At 61.3% G+C, this 14,309-nt stretch carries 13 protein-coding genes; 12 read left to right on the top strand and 1 reads right to left on the bottom strand.

The window, feature by feature from the left end:
* The first annotated feature begins 4 nt into the window (after positions 1–4).
* Genes Q9Q94_RS15265 through hycI form a run of 9 tightly spaced genes read left to right on the top strand, consistent with a single transcriptional unit; the run spans position 5 to position 8,585 of the window.
* Positions 5–943, top strand: coding sequence for a respiratory chain complex I subunit 1 family protein (locus tag Q9Q94_RS15265; protein WP_305980985.1), 939 nt, complete (start codon positions 5–7; stop codon positions 941–943).
* Between the two features lie 7 nt (positions 944–950).
* The gene (locus Q9Q94_RS15260) at positions 951–2,390 is read left to right on the top strand and encodes a hydrogenase 4 subunit D (protein ID WP_305980984.1); all 1,440 of its coding nucleotides are present in this window, start codon (positions 951–953) and stop codon (positions 2,388–2,390) included.
* Positions 2,391–2,400: 10 nt separating this feature from the next.
* A complete protein-coding gene (gene hyfE, locus Q9Q94_RS15255) occupies positions 2,401–3,051 on the top strand; it encodes a hydrogenase 4 membrane subunit (protein ID WP_305980983.1) in 651 nt (216 codons plus the stop codon).
* A gap of 13 nt (positions 3,052–3,064) precedes the next feature.
* Positions 3,065–4,621: a hydrogenase 4 subunit F gene (locus Q9Q94_RS15250; RefSeq protein ID WP_305980982.1), complete on the top strand. Its 1,557-nt coding sequence runs from the start codon at positions 3,065–3,067 to the stop codon at positions 4,619–4,621.
* A gap of 30 nt (positions 4,622–4,651) precedes the next feature.
* Positions 4,652–6,364 (top strand): NADH-quinone oxidoreductase subunit C, encoded by a 1,713-nt coding sequence (locus tag Q9Q94_RS15245; RefSeq protein WP_305980981.1) that lies wholly within the window; start codon positions 4,652–4,654, stop codon positions 6,362–6,364.
* An 11-nt stretch (positions 6,365–6,375) separates the two neighbouring features.
* The gene (locus Q9Q94_RS15240; RefSeq protein WP_305980980.1) at positions 6,376–6,912 is read left to right on the top strand and encodes a formate hydrogenlyase complex iron-sulfur subunit; all 537 of its coding nucleotides are present in this window, start codon (positions 6,376–6,378) and stop codon (positions 6,910–6,912) included.
* Position 6,913: 1 nt separating this feature from the next.
* On the top strand, positions 6,914–7,708 hold the full coding sequence (locus Q9Q94_RS15235) for an NADH-quinone oxidoreductase subunit B family protein (protein ID WP_371929862.1): 795 nt from the start codon (positions 6,914–6,916) through the stop codon (positions 7,706–7,708).
* The gene (locus Q9Q94_RS15230) at positions 7,705–8,121 is read left to right on the top strand and encodes a formate hydrogenlyase maturation HycH family protein (RefSeq protein WP_305980979.1); all 417 of its coding nucleotides are present in this window, start codon (positions 7,705–7,707) and stop codon (positions 8,119–8,121) included. Before Q9Q94_RS15235 ends, Q9Q94_RS15230 begins: the two co-directional genes overlap by 4 nt.
* The gene (gene hycI / locus Q9Q94_RS15225; RefSeq protein ID WP_305980978.1) at positions 8,118–8,585 is read left to right on the top strand and encodes a hydrogenase maturation peptidase HycI; all 468 of its coding nucleotides are present in this window, start codon (positions 8,118–8,120) and stop codon (positions 8,583–8,585) included. Before Q9Q94_RS15230 ends, hycI begins: the two co-directional genes overlap by 4 nt.
* A gap of 160 nt (positions 8,586–8,745) precedes the next feature.
* On the opposite strand, the gene Q9Q94_RS15220 is transcribed toward hycI, so the two are convergent.
* Entirely contained in the window at positions 8,746–9,828 is a 1,083-nt protein-coding gene (locus tag Q9Q94_RS15220) for a BMP family ABC transporter substrate-binding protein (RefSeq protein ID WP_305980977.1), read from the bottom strand.
* Positions 9,829–9,994: 166 nt separating this feature from the next.
* Here Q9Q94_RS15220 and Q9Q94_RS15215 point away from each other — a divergent pair, with 166 nt between their 5' ends.
* From Q9Q94_RS15215 to Q9Q94_RS15205, 3 genes are read left to right on the top strand one after another with little or no spacing between them, the layout of a single operon-like run.
* Complete coding sequence (locus Q9Q94_RS15215) at positions 9,995–11,530, top strand: ABC transporter ATP-binding protein (protein WP_305980976.1); 1,536 nt, start codon at positions 9,995–9,997, stop codon at positions 11,528–11,530.
* Between the two features lie 4 nt (positions 11,531–11,534).
* A complete protein-coding gene (locus tag Q9Q94_RS15210; protein ID WP_305981146.1) occupies positions 11,535–12,632 on the top strand; it encodes an ABC transporter permease in 1,098 nt (365 codons plus the stop codon).
* Complete coding sequence (locus Q9Q94_RS15205; RefSeq protein WP_305980975.1) at positions 12,629–13,549, top strand: ABC transporter permease; 921 nt, start codon at positions 12,629–12,631, stop codon at positions 13,547–13,549. Before Q9Q94_RS15210 ends, Q9Q94_RS15205 begins: the two co-directional genes overlap by 4 nt.
* Positions 13,550–14,309: the final 760 nt, after the last annotated feature.

The following is a 14,309-nucleotide window of genomic DNA, read 5'->3' as shown; positions in this document are numbered from 1 at the left end:
TGCCATGCCAAGTTTAGATATGTTGTTCCTGGCCATTCTGCAAGCCCTGGTGCTGCTTGCCGTCGCGCCGCTGATGACGGGTGTTTCACGGATGATTCGTGCCCGCATGCATTCCCGTCGTGGCCCTGGCGTGCTGCAGGATTATCGGGATGTCATCAAGCTGCTGAAGCGTCAGGATGTGGCGCCTGGGTCAGCCGGAGTGGTTTTCCAGCTTGCGCCCTATGTGATTCTCAGCGCGATGCTGATGCTGGCGATGGCCTTGCCGGTGTTTACGCGACAGTCTCCCGTGGGCGCGGTGGCCGATCTGATTACCTTCGCGTATGTCTTTGCGCTGGCGCGTTTCTTCTTTGCACTTTCCGGTATCGACTCCGGCAGTTCGTTTGCCGGCATCGGCGCGAGTCGCGAACTGACCCTGGGGGTGCTGGTTGAACCCACCATGATTCTTTCTCTGGTGGTGGTGGCTCTGGTTGAGGGGAGCACCAATCTTGGCAGCATCAGCGCCTCGATTACCGGCGGCTATCTTCAGGCGCCGATGGCGATTCTGCTGGCCATGGCCGCGTTTGCATTCACTGTTTTCATCGAGATGGGCAAGCTGCCTTTCGATATGGCCGAGGCCGAGCAGGAGCTGCAGGAGGGGCCTCTGACCGAATACTCCGGCTCTTCGCTGGCCGTACTGAAACTGGGTCTGGGCCTCAAGAAAGTTGTGCTGGCGCAGTTCCTGATTGGCGTATTCCTGCCTTTCGGCAACATCGAAGTGCTGACCGGTATGACCGCTCTCGTCGCCGCAGTGGTGTTGCCACTGAAGCTGCTGGCAATTTTTGTGATGGCGGGCATCATCGAGAACAGCATGGCACGCGGGCGTTTCATGCTGACTTCGCACGTCACCTGGATCGGCTTCGGCTTTGCCGTGCTGGCGTTCGTTTTCTATCTCACGGGGCTCTGACAAGATCATGGAGAACATTGCGCTCGCGATCATTCTGTTGCCCTTTGCCGGAGCTGCCGTGACGGCACTGTGTCCGCAGCGGGTGGCCAAGTGGGTCGCTTTGCTGTTTGGTGCCCTTGCTTCCGGCTGTGTCATCAAGCTGGCGGTGGATTTCAATCATGTCGGCAAGCTGGCGGCTTCGTTCGATTTGCTGTCAGTCGGCAATACCCTGCTGATGGGGCTGACCGTCGATCGCATCAGTGTGCTGGTGGCGGTGGCGGTGGTGGTGCTGGGGTTTCTGGTGCTCATGTACTCAACGGCTTATCTGAGTGCAGGGAACCGGGAGCATCCGCATGAAGGTCGGCCACGCTATTACGCATTCCTGTTGCTGTTCATTGGTGCCATGGCCGGACTGGTCCTGTCCTCGACACTGGTCGGGCAGCTGGTGTTCTTTGAAATCACCGGTGCGTGTTCCTGGGGGCTGATCGGCTATTACGAAAAGCCCAAAGCCCTGAAGTCGGCACTCAAGGCCTTGCTGATTACCCACGTGGCATCGATCGGGCTGTACTTCGCGGCGGCCTGGTTGTTCATGGAAACCGGGACGTTCGCGCTGACTTCGCTGGCGACGCTGGGGGATGCTGCCAAGATTGCCGTGTTCCTGGGGATTCTGGTGGCGGCGTGGGGCAAGTCCGCGCAATTGCCGCTGCATGCCTGGCTGCCGGACGCGATGGAGGCACCGACGCCGATCAGTGCCTATCTGCATGCGGCTTCGATGGTTAAGGTCGGTGTTTACATCTTTGCTCGCGCCATCTATTCGGCAGGCTCCGTGCCTGAAGTGATTGGCTGGATCGGTGCAATCATGGCCGTGGTCACGATGATCTACGGTTTCCTGATGTATCTGCCGCAGAAGGATATGAAGCGCCTGCTGGCCTATTCGACCATGACGCAGCTGTCGCTGATTTTCCTGGCACTGTCCCTGTCGATTTTTGGCTCCCAGCTGGCATTCAACGGGGGCATCGCGCATATTTTCAACCACGCCTTTGCCAAGAGCCTGTTCTTTCTCGTAGCCGGTGCACTCAGCTACTCCTGCGGTACCCGCATGCTGCCTTCGCTGCGGGGCTTGCTGAGGGGCACGCCGCTGCTGGGGGTGTGTTTCTGTGTGGCCGCCCTGTCGATTACCGGGGTGCCGCCTTTCAACGGTTTCTTCAGCAAGTTCCCGATCTTCACTGCGGGGTTCCAGTTGTCCGGTGAGCACCTGCTGCTTCTGCCGCTGGTGGTGCTGGCCCTGCTGGAGTCGGTTGCCAGCTTTGCGTGGTTCCTGCGCTGGTTTGGCGCGACAAGTCCGGGAGCGACGTCTGAGGCTGTAGCCAGTGCGGCTCCTGTTCCGCTGGCAATCCAGTTCGTGCTGAATTTGCTGCTGGTCATGTGCGTCGGCTCAAGCTTCATCGCTGCAGCCTGGCTTGGATAAGGGAGTCGTCATGAACGGAACATTGATGGTAAATGGCCTGGCCGGGCTGCTGATTGTCACCTCGCTGCTGGTGACAGGTGCTCGCAACACGGCTCAGGCCGCCAGGCTGTATGCCCTGCAGTCATTCGTGCTGGTGCTGATCTTTCTCGCGCTGGCGGTGTCGCATGACGCACATGAGCTGTACTGGTGGGGCGTTTCTGCCTTCATCACCAAGGTGGTGCTGGTGCCCGTGATCATGCTGAGGGCATTGGGGCCGCTGCCTCAGACGGAGGAGCTTCCCGGGGTGCTCGGACCGGCCTGGCTGGTTCTGGTGGCTGCCGTGATCGTCGGCCTGTCCTGTTACGCCGTATCGTCGGTACAGCTTGCGGTGGTTGCGCAGCTCAAGCCGGCATTGGGTGTGTCACTGGGGCACTTCCTGCTCGGACTGGTCTGTATCGTGAGTCAGCGCAACATTCTCAAGCAGGTCTTCGGGTACTGCCTGATGGAAAACGGCGCGCACCTGACGCTGGCCCTGCTGGCCTACAAAGCGCCGGAGCTGGTCGAAATCGGCATCGCGACGGATGCCGTTTTTGCGGTACTCATCATGGTTGTGCTGGTCAGGAAAATCCACCACACGCTGCACACGCTTGACGTGAGGCAACTCACGGCCTTGAAGGGCTGACAACATGATTTCCATGGAACTTCTTTCCACGCTTCTGCTGATTCCACTGCTGACGGCGCTGCTGGCGTTTGCGGCCCGCTGGGCCGGGGCGGCGACCCACATGCTCGTGACCGTGATCCAGAGCGCCGGGATTGCCCTGCTGCTGGTGTTTTCCCTGTTCGTAGTTGGGCAGGTGCTGGTGTCCGGCCCGCTGTCTGCGCTGCACGACTGGATGTATGTGGACGCGCTGGGCGCGGTCTTCCTGATGTTGATCGGTGTCGTTGGCTTCCTGACCGGTTTGTATTCGATCGGCTACATGAACCACGAGTTCGACCATGGCCATCTGGACGCGAAGAAGCTGTGCAGCTATTACGGCATCTTCAATCTGTTCGTGTTCACCATGCTGCTCGCCGCGACGGCCAACAACATCATCATGATGTGGGTAGCAATCGAGGCGACGACACTGGGCTCGGTGTTTCTGGTGGGGTTCTACGGCAAGCGTTCGTCGCTGGAGGCCGCCTGGAAGTACGTGATCATCTGTACCGTGGGGGTGGCGTTCGGCCTGTACGGTGTGGTGCTGGTGTATTCCAATGCGGTCGGGGTGCTGCCGCACAGTGGTGATGCGGCGTTCTGGACGGTGCTGCTGACGCAGGCCAAGGCGCTTGATCCGACCCTCATGAAGCTGGCTTTCGTGTTTGTGCTGATCGGCTTCGGCACCAAGGCGGGGTTGTTTCCGATGCACGCCTGGCTGCCGGATGCCCACTCCGAGGCACCCAGTCCGGTCAGCGCGCTGCTTTCTGCTGTGCTGCTCAATTGTGCGATGCTGATCGTGGTGCGTTTCTACATGATCGTATCGAAAACCATCGGCCCGGCTTTCCCGCAGACACTGCTGATCGTGTTCGGTCTGATGTCGGTGGCCGTGGCGGCCTTCTTCATCATCGTGCAGCGCGACATCAAACGCCTGCTGGCCTATTCCAGCGTCGAAAACATGGGGCTGATCGCACTGTCCTTCGGTATCGGTGGCCCGCTCGGTGTGCTGGCGGCACTGTTTCATACGGTCAATCACAGCCTGGCCAAGGCGCTGCTGTTCTGCGGCTCGGGCAATGTGCTGCTCAAATACGGCACGCCGGACATGGACAAGGTGAAAGGTCTGCTGAAGCTTGCCCCGCTGACCGGCGTGATGCTCACGGCCGGAGCTCTGGCGCTCGGTGGCGTGCCGCCGTTCAACGTTTTTGTCAGCGAATTCATGGTGGTCACGGCCGGCATCAAGAGCGGCCACATAGGGCTGATGATCATTCTGCTGCTGCTTCTGACCATCGTGCTGGCAGGGCTGGTGCGCATGGTGGCTGGCACGGTGTTCGGCCCGGCACCGGAAGGCCTGAAGAAGGGCGAGACGGGTGTGCTGACTCTGGCGCCGATGGTGATCCTGCTGGCATTGATGCTGGTGATGGGGATCCGCGCACCGGAGCCGGTGGTGCATTTGCTCGACAGTGCGGCTCGTGTAGTGCTGGCGGGCAGTGACGAAGTGAAACCGGATGTGCCGGCGCCGATTCTGCTGCCTGCACCCGCAGTGCCCGCAGCGACCCATTGATCCCCCGAGCAGGCAAGGAGACGACGAAACATGTCCGTAGCTGAACAATCCCGGATCGGGCGTAACTATATCGCCGGGCTGAGCGAGAAATTCCCGGCCGCGATGCTGGAAGTGGAATGGCAGACGGCCGACCAGATCACCGTGACGGTCAAGCCGGATGCCTTGCCCGAGGTGGTGTCCTGGTTGTACTACGATCAGGGCGGCTGGCTGTCGGTGCTTTTCGGCAACGATGAGCGCACCCTGAACGGCAGCTTTGCTGTGTACTACGTGCTCTCGATGGAAAAGGACGTGAAGTGCTGGGTGACGGTGAGGACGCTGGTTGATCCGGTCACCCAGGAATACCCCTCGGTCACGCCAAAGGTCCCTGCCGCCGTGTGGGGCGAGCGCGAAGTGCGTGACATGTATGGCCTGCGCCCGGTGGGGCTGCCGGACGAACGCCGTCTGGTGTTGCCGGACGACTGGCCCGAGGATCTGTATCCGCTGCGCAAGGATACGATGGGTTACAACCAGCGACCGGCGCCGACCACCGACACGGAGACCTATCAGTTCGTCAACGACGGGGGCGAGAGCCGCGTGGTGCCGCTGGGGCCGCTGCACATCACTTCCGACGAACCCGGGCACTTCCGTCTCTTCGTGGATGGAGAAGACATCGTCGATGCTGATTACCGCATGTTCTACGTGCATCGCGGCATGGAAAAGCTTGCCGAAACGCGCATGGGCTACGACGAGGTCACTTTCCTTGCCGACCGCGTCTGCGGTATCTGCGGCTTTACCCACAGCGTGGCCTACGCCAGCTCGGTCGAGAATGCACTGGGTATCGTTGTGCCGCCGCGTGCGCAGGCCATCCGCAGCATCTTCCTCGAAGTCGAGCGCCTGCACAGTCACCTGCTGAATATCGGTCTGGCCAGTCACTTCGTAGGTTTCGACACCGGTTTCATGCAGTTCTTCCGCGTGCGCGAGAAGGCCATGACCATGGCCGAGCTGCTCACCGGCGCGCGCAAGACTTATGGGATGAACGTGATCGGCGGGGTGCGCCGCGACATCCTCAAGGACGAACGCGCCAAGACCCTCAAGCTGTGCGCCGAGTTGCGTGCCGAAGTGACGCCGCTGGTCGAGATGCTGATGGAAACGCCCAATCTCAAGCAGCGCACGCAAGGCGTCGGGCGCCTTGATCCGAAGGTGGCACGCGATTTCAGCCCGGTCGGGCCGGCAATCCGTGGCAGTGGCTTTGCCCGCGACATTCGCGTTGATCACCCGTACGCGGCTTACGCCGACATGCCTTTCGGCCTGCATGTGCTGGACGGCTGCGATGTGCTCTCCCGCGTGCTGGTGCGCGTGAAGGAGTTCTACGACTCGCTGGCGATCATCGAACATGCGCTTCACAACATGCCGGAAGGCCCGTTGCTGATCGAAGGCTTTGCCTATACGCCGCACAAGTTCGCACTGGGCTATGCCGAAGCGCCGCGCGGCGAGGACATCCACTGGAGCATGCTGGGTGACAACCAGAAGCTGTTCCGCTGGCGTTGTCGTGCGCCGACCTATGCCAACTGGCCGCCCCTGCGCTACATGCTGCGTGGCAATACAGTGTCGGATGCGCCGCTCATCGTGGCCTCCATCGACCCCTGCTATTCGTGTACCGACCGGGTGACCCTGATCGATGTGAAGAAGCAGAAGGCCACCACGGTGCCGTATCAGGAAATCGAACGCTATGGTCGCGAGCGCAAAGACTCGCCGCTGAAGTAAGGAGCCGATGAATGTTCAAACTGCTCAAGATCATCCGCGGGGCAGGGGAGGCGACCGAAAAGTATCCGTTCGCGCCTTTCCCGGTCAGTCCGAATTTCCGCGGCAAGCCGGAGCACTCGCCAGCGCAGTGCATTGCCTGCGCCGCCTGCGTGACGGCCTGTCCGCCGAATGCGCTGACCATGCAGACCAATACGGCAGAGGGCAAGCGCACCTGGCAACTCAATATCGGTCGCTGCATTTTCTGCGGGCGTTGCGAAGAGGTCTGCCCGACCCGGGCGATCAAGCTCTCGCAGGAGTTCGAGCTGGCCGTCGGCAGCAAGGCCGACCTGCTCCAGCGGGCGGATTTCACGCTGACCTCCTGCTATTGCTGCGGCAGCGCCTTCGCACCCGCCAAGGAAGTCGACTATGCCCTTGCCTTGCTGGCGCAAGGTGCGCTTTCGGCCGAGCAGGCCGAAGCCATGCGGCCTCATCTCGAGACCTGCCCGGAGTGCAAGCGCAAGCAGGCGCTTGCCAGCATCGAACCCGCCCAAGCCCTGATGCGAGGCTGACATGAACAAGCCCATCGAATTTGCTCCGCGCAACGCCAATGGCATGCCCGTGCCGCTGACTCTGGATGAAGAGGTCGCCAGGCTCAAGGGGACCTTGCTGAAGGACATCCAGCGTTCCGCCTACGTCTATCGCGTGGACTGCGGCGGCTGCAACGGCTGCGAGATCGAGATCTTCTCGGCGATCACGCCGGTCTTTGATGCCGAGCGCTTCGGCATCAAGGTCGTGGCCTCGCCGCGGCACGCGGATATTCTGCTGTTTACCGGTGCGGTCACGCGCTCGATGCGCATGCCTGCGCTGCGCGCCTACCATGCCGCACCGGACCCGAAAATCGTCGTGTCTTACGGAGCCTGTGGCTGCTCGGGGGGGATCTTCCACGATTGCTATTGCGTGTGGGGCGGTACCGACCAGATCGTGCCGGTGGATGTGTATATCCCCGGCTGCCCGCCGACACCGGCCGCGACCCTCTACGGTTTTGCCGTGGCGCTGGGCCTGCTGGGCCAGAAGCTGAAAGGCACGCATCACGAGGAAGCGGCTGGCGAACAGGCTGCGCTGGCTCATCCTGGCGTGCCGCTGGACTTGCGCGTGCTGCTCGAACGCGAGGCTCGGCGCATGGCGGGCTACCGCCATGGTGGCTTGATTGTTGATGAGTTCATGGGCCTGATCGAAGCAGCCGGCACGCCGCAGGATTTCGAGGCACAGGTCAGCCGCTTGCTGACGGAGCGCGATGATCCGCGTCTGGCCGAGATTTATGGCAATCTGCAGGGCATTATCCGCAGCGCCGTGAAACCTGCATGACAGACAAGGTCATCTTCTATCAGCTTGGGCAGAAGTTTCTCGACCGGCAGGAAGACATGCCGGCGGAAGCCAAGCAGGTGGTGTATTACTCGCTGGCCATCGGTCACCACATTGGTGTGATCGACTGCCTCAAGCCCATCCTGGAATGCCCGAGCGAGGCTTATGCTGCTTGGCTGGACAAGATGCCCGAGGGGGATGCCCGCAGCAAGCTGGTGGGCCTGCTCAAATGGGGCGAGATCACCATTGACCGCTCGCATACGGGCTTGCTGGCGGGCATGCTGGACGCGACGCGTGCCGGCTTCGATGCGCTTGAAGCAGACTGGACCGCTGCGCTGATGCAATCGCTGCAGTCCATCGAGGCCGAACCGGCGATCTACCTGATCGCCAAGAGACGGATAGGCGGGCGCACATGAGCGGCGTCATTCTGACCGTTGGCAACAGCATGATGGGGGATGATGGCGCTGGCCCGCTGCTGGCGGATCTGCTGACGAAGACGCCTGCGTCGGGCTGGAGCGTTATCGATGGTGGCTCCGCACCCGAGAACGTCGCCCATGAAGTGCAGGCTCTCAAGCCTCAGCGCGTGCTGGTGGTGGATGCGGCGGACTTCGCCGAGGCGCCTGGCACTGTGCGCCTGATTGACGATGCGGCGATTGCCGACATGTTCATCATGACCACTCACAACCTGCCGCTGAGCTTCCTGATCGAACGCTTGCGAGAAACCATTCCGGAGGTGCTGTTCCTTGGCATCCAGCCGGATCTGGTGGCCTTTGGCTTTCCGATGGGCAGCGCCGTGCGCTCGGCAGTCGAGGCCCTGCATACGGGCTTGTGTGCCGGCGAGGATCCGGCTACGTATCCCTGGCTGCAGATACCTGCCTGAAGATCCGCTTCTGGCGGGCTTTTTCGGGATGGCGTACTGAAGAGCCACGTCTGGTGGGCATGTCCGACATGGGTGGCTGAAGAGCTCCGCCAGAAGCGACTTTCCGGGCGGGTCAACAAAAAAGCCCGGCCAGAGCCGGGCTTGTGCTGGCCGGAGCAACTTACTTCGGCACGCTGCCTTCGACGCCTTCGACGAAGACGCTCATCTTGCGCAGTTCCGGGTCGGCCAGAGTCTTGCCGGCGGCGACCAGTTCCTTGCCGGTGTTGTCCTTGAGCGGGCCGCTGAAGGGGTGCAGCTTGCCGGACTTGAGCGCATCGCGACGCTCTTCGGCCAGTTTCTTCGCATCCGCCGGTGTGGATGGGCCGAAGTTGTCGATGTTGACCGCGCCTTCCTTCACGCCGTACCAGATGTCGGTGGTTTTCCATTCACCCTTCTGGATCTTCTCGATCTGTTCGCTGTAGATCACATCCCAGTTGAGGATCGAAGCGGCCAGTTGGGCCTTGCCACCGAACTTGCTCATGTCCGAATCCCAGCCAAAGGCGTAAACCCCTTTTTCCTGAGCCGTCTGGACAACCGCGGGCGAGTCGGTGTTCTGCATCAGCACGTCGGCGCCTTGCGAAATCAGGGTCAGCGCGGCTTCACGCTCCTTGCCCGGATCGAACCAGCCGTTCACCCAGATCACGCGGGTGCTGGCCTTCGGGTTCACGCTGCGCGCGCCGATGGTGAAGGCATTGATGTTGCGGATCACTTCGGGGATCGGGATCGAGCCGACGACGCCGAGCTTGCCGTTCTTGCTCATCTTGCCGGCCACGACGCCGAGCATGTAGGCACCTTCATAGGTGCGCACATCGTAGATGCCCAGATTCTTGCCGGTCTTGTAACCGGTGGCGTGCATGAAGATGGTCTTGGGGAACTGGCGCGAAACCTTGTCCATCGCGTTCATGTAGCCGAAGGAGGTGGCGAAGATGACCTTGTGGCCTTTGGTGGCGAGGTCGCGGATGACGCGCTCGGCGTCGGCGGTCTCCGGCACGTTTTCGACGAAAGTGGTTTTGACCTGGCCGGCGAATTTGGCCTCGGTGGCCTTGCGGCCCACATCGTGGGCGTAGGTCCAGCCATGATCCCCAGTCGGCCCGATATAGAGGAAACCGGCTTTGAGCGGTTCAGCGGCCTGGGCTCCGCTGCACAGGGCGGCGGCAGTCAGGGTAAGGGCGGCCAGGCGGCCGAGGGTCTGGAACAAACGCATCGAAAAATCTCCTGATCAGGTCCTGAAAGAGGAAGCTGGGAACGGTACGGAAACAGGGCAGTAAAACTGGCGAGATTATGACTCTAATCAGCGTTCGGTGGCGTACAGACCAGGCCAGGCTGATAGACTGCGCGCTTCAATCTGTTCGTGTCCGAGAACCTGCTGCATGAGTGTGCCGCTTTCCCCGCCCGAGATCCCGCCCCGCCTGGCGCTGTGGCATGTCACCAAGCGTTATCCGGGCGTTGTCGCCAATGATGATGTGAGTCTTGCCGTCATGCCTGGCGAGATTCACGCCGTGCTTGGCGAAAATGGAGCCGGCAAGAGTACCTTGATGAAGATCATCTACGGTGCCGTGCAGGCTGATGAAGGCCACCTGGTCTGGAACGGGCAGGAAGTGCGCATTGCCAATCCGGCCGCAGCCCGTCATCTCGGCATCGGCATGGTGTTCCAGCATTTCCAGCTGTTTGATACGTTGACGGTGGTCGAGAACATCGCGCTGGCGCTGGAAGGCCGGTTCGATCTGAAGACGCTGGCGCTGCAGGTGCGCGCCGTGTCGGAGAAGTATGGTTTGCCGCTTGATCCGCAGCGTCTGGTGCACAGCCTCTCGGTGGGCGAACGCCAGCGTGTCGAGATCGTCCGCTGCCTGTTGCAGAACCCCCAGCTGCTGATTCTGGATGAACCGACCTCGGTGCTTACGCCACAGGCGGTGCGCAAGTTATTTGACACACTGCGTCAGCTTGCCAGTGAAGGGGTGAGCATTCTGTATATCAGCCACAAACTCGACGAGATCCGCGAGTTGTGCGACCGGGCGACGGTGATGCGGGGTGGCAAGGTGACCGGAGAGACCGATCCGCGTCAGGAAAGTGCTGCCAGTCTGGCGCGCATGATGATCGGACGCGAGTTACCGGTGTGTTCGGCGCCGCCGTATCACGGTGAACGTCGGCCGGTATTGCAGGTACAGGGCCTCAACTTTCGCAATGAGGACCCCTTTTGTGCTTCCCTGTTCGATGTGAATCTGAGCGTCAATGCCGGGGAGGTGGTCGGTATTGCCGGGATCTCCGGGAATGGCCAGGCCGAGCTGCTGGCAGCCCTCTCGGGGGAGCAGGTTTCGCGTCCGGACGCCGTTTTGATAGAAGGAGCTCCGGTCGGACATCTGCATGCCGGTCAGCGGCGCAACCGCGGGCTGGCTTTTGTGCCTGAGGAGCGCCTCGGGCGCGGCGCGGTGCCCGCGATGACACTGGCCCAGAATTACCTGCTGACGGCGCATCGCCAGCCCTCCCTGCGCCGCCACGGGTTGATCAGCCGGACGCGGGCACGAGAGTTTGCGGCCCGCTGCATCGAGCGTTTCGACGTGCGCTGCAACGGTGTTCTGGCCGCTGCACGCAGTCTCTCGGGGGGCAATCTGCAGAAATTCATCGTTGGCCGCGAAGTGATGCAGGAGCCCAAGGTGATGATCGTGGCGCAGCCGACCTGGGGCGTGGATGTCGGCGCTTCGGCATTCCTGCGGCAGACCTTGCTGGATATAGCGCGTAGCGGTGTCGCCGTGCTGGTGATATCCGAAGAGCTGGAAGAACTTTTTGAAATCTGTGACCGCATCGGTGTGCTTGCAGGGGGACGTCTTTCCGAGCCTGTGCCGCGCGAAGAGACGGATGCCGAACAGATCGGCCTGCTGATGGCGGGCACTCAACAACAGGCGGCGTGACGTGATGCAGATCCTTGAACCTCGTGGCAATCCTTCACAGCTGATGCGCTGGCTTGCTCCGCCGCTGGCGATCATGCTGACCCTGCTGGCGGCTGCGGCCATTTTCGCGTTGCTTGGCAAATCACCGCTGCAGGCTTTCTACGTTTTCTTCATTGAGCCGCTGGAATACGCCAATGGCTGGAGCGAGTTGCTGCTCAAGGCTTCTCCGCTGATCCTGATCGCGCAGGGGCTGGCGCTCGGGTTTCGCGCACGGGTGTACAACATCGGAGCCGAAGGGCAATTCCTGCTGGGCGCCATCTGTGCCAGCGGGGTCGCGATTTATACCGACGGGATGACCGGCTGGTGGATACTGCCGGCCATGGTTTTGGCTGGCGCTATCGGTGGCGGGTTGTGGGGAGCGCTGCCGGCCTGGCTGAAAACCCATTACAACGCCGAGGAAACCCTGACCACGCTGATGCTTGGGTATGTGGCGAGCTATCTCTTGTCCTGGCTCGTTGGCGGTCCCTGGAGAGATCCGGCAGGAACCAATTTCCCGCAGTCCATCCTGTTTTCCGAGCCCGCGATGTTTGCCCCGGTTTTCGAAGGCTTGCGTCTGAACAGCTCGGTATTCATCACTGCACTGGCTGTTCCCCTGTTCTGGCTTTTCGTGTCCAAGAGTTTCATGGCCTACCAGCTCGCGGTAGGGGGAGAGGCGCCTGCTGCGGCACGTTACGCGGGTTTCTCGGCAAGGCGTACGGTATGGGTCAGTCTGATCGTCTCAGGCGTCACGGCGGGAATCGCAGGGGCTGCCGAGGCCGCCGGGCCGGTTGGACAACTGACCTTGTCGCTTTCTCCGGGGTATGGTTTTGCGGCAATCATCGTGGCGTGGGTCGGACGTCTGCATCCGGTCGGGATTGTCCTGTCAGGTCTGCTGCTGGCATTGATCTATATCGGTGGCGAGGCCGCGCAGGTTTCCATGCAGCTGCCCTCGGCCATTTCCTGGCTGTTTCAGGGCATGCTGCTGTTTTTCCTGCTGGGGGCCGATGCATTTGTTGATTTTCGTCTCAAACGGCGCCCCCTCAAGTTGTGGCTGAAAGACCGGGCGAAGGAGCAGGAAGCATGATCGAGCAGTTGATTCCGATACTTGCCACAACCCTGGCGGCTGCGACGCCGCTGGTGTTTGCCGGGCTGGGCGAGCTGGTGACCGAGAAAAGTGGTGTGATCAATCTCGGGGTAGAGGGCATGATGCTGGTCGGCGCGATCGCCGGGTTTGCGGCGGCCCTGCACTGGGGCGTCGCCGGAGGAATTGTGGCGGGCGCTGTGGCCGGCGCGTTGGCGGCACTGCCGTTCTGCTTTCTGACGCTTTCATTGGGCACGAATCAGCCTGCTACCGGGCTGGCATTGACGATTTTCGGGATCGGGCTGTCCGCCTTCATCGGGCAGTTCTACGTCAGCCAGAGTCTGCCGGGGCTGCAGCCTTATGCCATTCCCCTGCTGTCCTCGATCCCGCTGCTTGGCCCCGTGTTTTTTGAGCAGAGCGCGGTGGTCTATCTGTCCTACCTGGCTTTCGGTCTGGTTGCCTGGATGCTGGCTCGGACACGCTGGGGACTGATTCTGCGAGCGGTAGGCGAGAGCCCTGAAGCCGCACATGCGATTGGCTATCACGTGATTGGCATCCGGTATGCGGCCACCTGTTTTGGTGGCGCGATGGCGGGGATCGCGGGGGCTTATCTGTCGACCGTATATACGCCGCTGTGGGTGCAGAACATGACTGCAGGGCGGGGCTGGATTGCTGTGGCGCTGGTGGTTTTTGCCACCTGGAAACCCGCGCGGCTGATGCTCGGCGCCTACCTTTTTGGTGGCATGACGATTTTGCAATTGCATGCGCAAGGATTCGGCGTGGACTTGCCGTCCCAGCTGCTGGCGGCGGTGCCCTATGTGGCGACCATTCTCGTCTTGGTGCTGATCTCGCGAGATCGCAAGGTCCTGTTGCTGAACCTGCCTGCATCGCTCGGCAAGCCCTATATTTCGGGAGGCTAAGGCCTTCCGGGCGCTGCGCAGCCGCGTCCTGCATCTTCTGGCCGATCTTGGGGACGATGCTGACAGCCGCGCCTGTGCATATTCCAGGATTGAGCATTGCTCATCCAGAACGGTCTGGTGAGTCAGTGCGGACCATGGCCGTCCGTATTGGAAAACCGGCGTGAGATCGAGTGGGCAGGGACGCAGTTCGCCGGGCGGCGTGTATATCTGGATGTTCATGGGCTCCATGGCTTGCCGGGCCATGTCGTTACTTGTATTCATCTCCGTCCGGATGAAAAGCGTCGTCTGGTGCAAAGCTTCACTGCGATAGCAGGCCGTTGATCGCTTGGTCAGTAAGGGACTGACTACCTGACTTTTGCGGTCAGTTCCTTGGGCCGGTAGCAGATTGAAGTTCTGCCTGTTGAGATTGCTCATCCCCTCTGACGGGTAGGCCGTCGTTGATGGGGCGAGCTGGGTTTTTCTTCTCCGAGGGGCCTGGCCGGGGTGGTGATTCTTCGCGTGGCCCTTGGTTGTTCTTCGGTGGACAGCGATGTGCGCGCACTTTGCTTCCCAGTATCCCAGCCCGCAATCGTGCGGAGCCCTTTAATGACCCTTCAGCCGGATTTTTGTGTCAGTAGGCAGGTATGGTCCGGTCCTGCTTACGTTTCGACCATCCCGGATGCTGCTGGAATAGACTGATTTGACCCTCGGATGGATTGTGCGTGCGCAGGCCCGCCAAGCCTGCCAGAGATGGTCGCGCGGGGCCTGAGAGTGGTTTCGG

It is taken from the genome of Uliginosibacterium sp. 31-16, from assembly GCF_030730865.1.
Taxonomy (GTDB): domain Bacteria; phylum Pseudomonadota; class Gammaproteobacteria; order Burkholderiales; family Rhodocyclaceae; genus Uliginosibacterium.
Note: the sequence above shows the minus strand (reverse complement) of the source record. Positions and strands in the feature narration are given on the sequence as shown.

Bases quoted from the DNA above. Each gene is read 5' to 3' on its own strand.
- Q9Q94_RS15265 (WP_305980985.1), top strand. From the start codon at position 5: ATGCCAAGTTTAGATATGTTGTTCCTGGCCATTCTGCAAGCCCTGGTG.
- Q9Q94_RS15260 (WP_305980984.1), top strand. From the start codon at position 951: ATGGAGAACATTGCGCTCGCGATCATTCTGTTGCCCTTTGCCGGAGCT.
- hyfE (WP_305980983.1), top strand. From the start codon at position 2,401: ATGAACGGAACATTGATGGTAAATGGCCTGGCCGGGCTGCTGATTGTC.
- Q9Q94_RS15250 (WP_305980982.1), top strand. From the start codon at position 3,065: ATGGAACTTCTTTCCACGCTTCTGCTGATTCCACTGCTGACGGCGCTG.
- Q9Q94_RS15245 (WP_305980981.1), top strand. From the start codon at position 4,652: ATGTCCGTAGCTGAACAATCCCGGATCGGGCGTAACTATATCGCCGGG.
- Q9Q94_RS15240 (WP_305980980.1), top strand. From the start codon at position 6,376: ATGTTCAAACTGCTCAAGATCATCCGCGGGGCAGGGGAGGCGACCGAA.
- Q9Q94_RS15235 (WP_371929862.1), top strand. From the start codon at position 6,914: ATGAACAAGCCCATCGAATTTGCTCCGCGCAACGCCAATGGCATGCCC.
- Q9Q94_RS15230 (WP_305980979.1), top strand. From the start codon at position 7,705: ATGACAGACAAGGTCATCTTCTATCAGCTTGGGCAGAAGTTTCTCGAC.
- hycI (WP_305980978.1), top strand. From the start codon at position 8,118: ATGAGCGGCGTCATTCTGACCGTTGGCAACAGCATGATGGGGGATGAT.
- Q9Q94_RS15220 (WP_305980977.1), bottom strand. From the start codon at position 9,828: ATGCGTTTGTTCCAGACCCTCGGCCGCCTGGCCGCCCTTACCCTGACT.
- Q9Q94_RS15215 (WP_305980976.1), top strand. From the start codon at position 9,995: ATGAGTGTGCCGCTTTCCCCGCCCGAGATCCCGCCCCGCCTGGCGCTG.
- Q9Q94_RS15210 (WP_305981146.1), top strand. From the start codon at position 11,535: ATGCAGATCCTTGAACCTCGTGGCAATCCTTCACAGCTGATGCGCTGG.
- Q9Q94_RS15205 (WP_305980975.1), top strand. From the start codon at position 12,629: ATGATCGAGCAGTTGATTCCGATACTTGCCACAACCCTGGCGGCTGCG.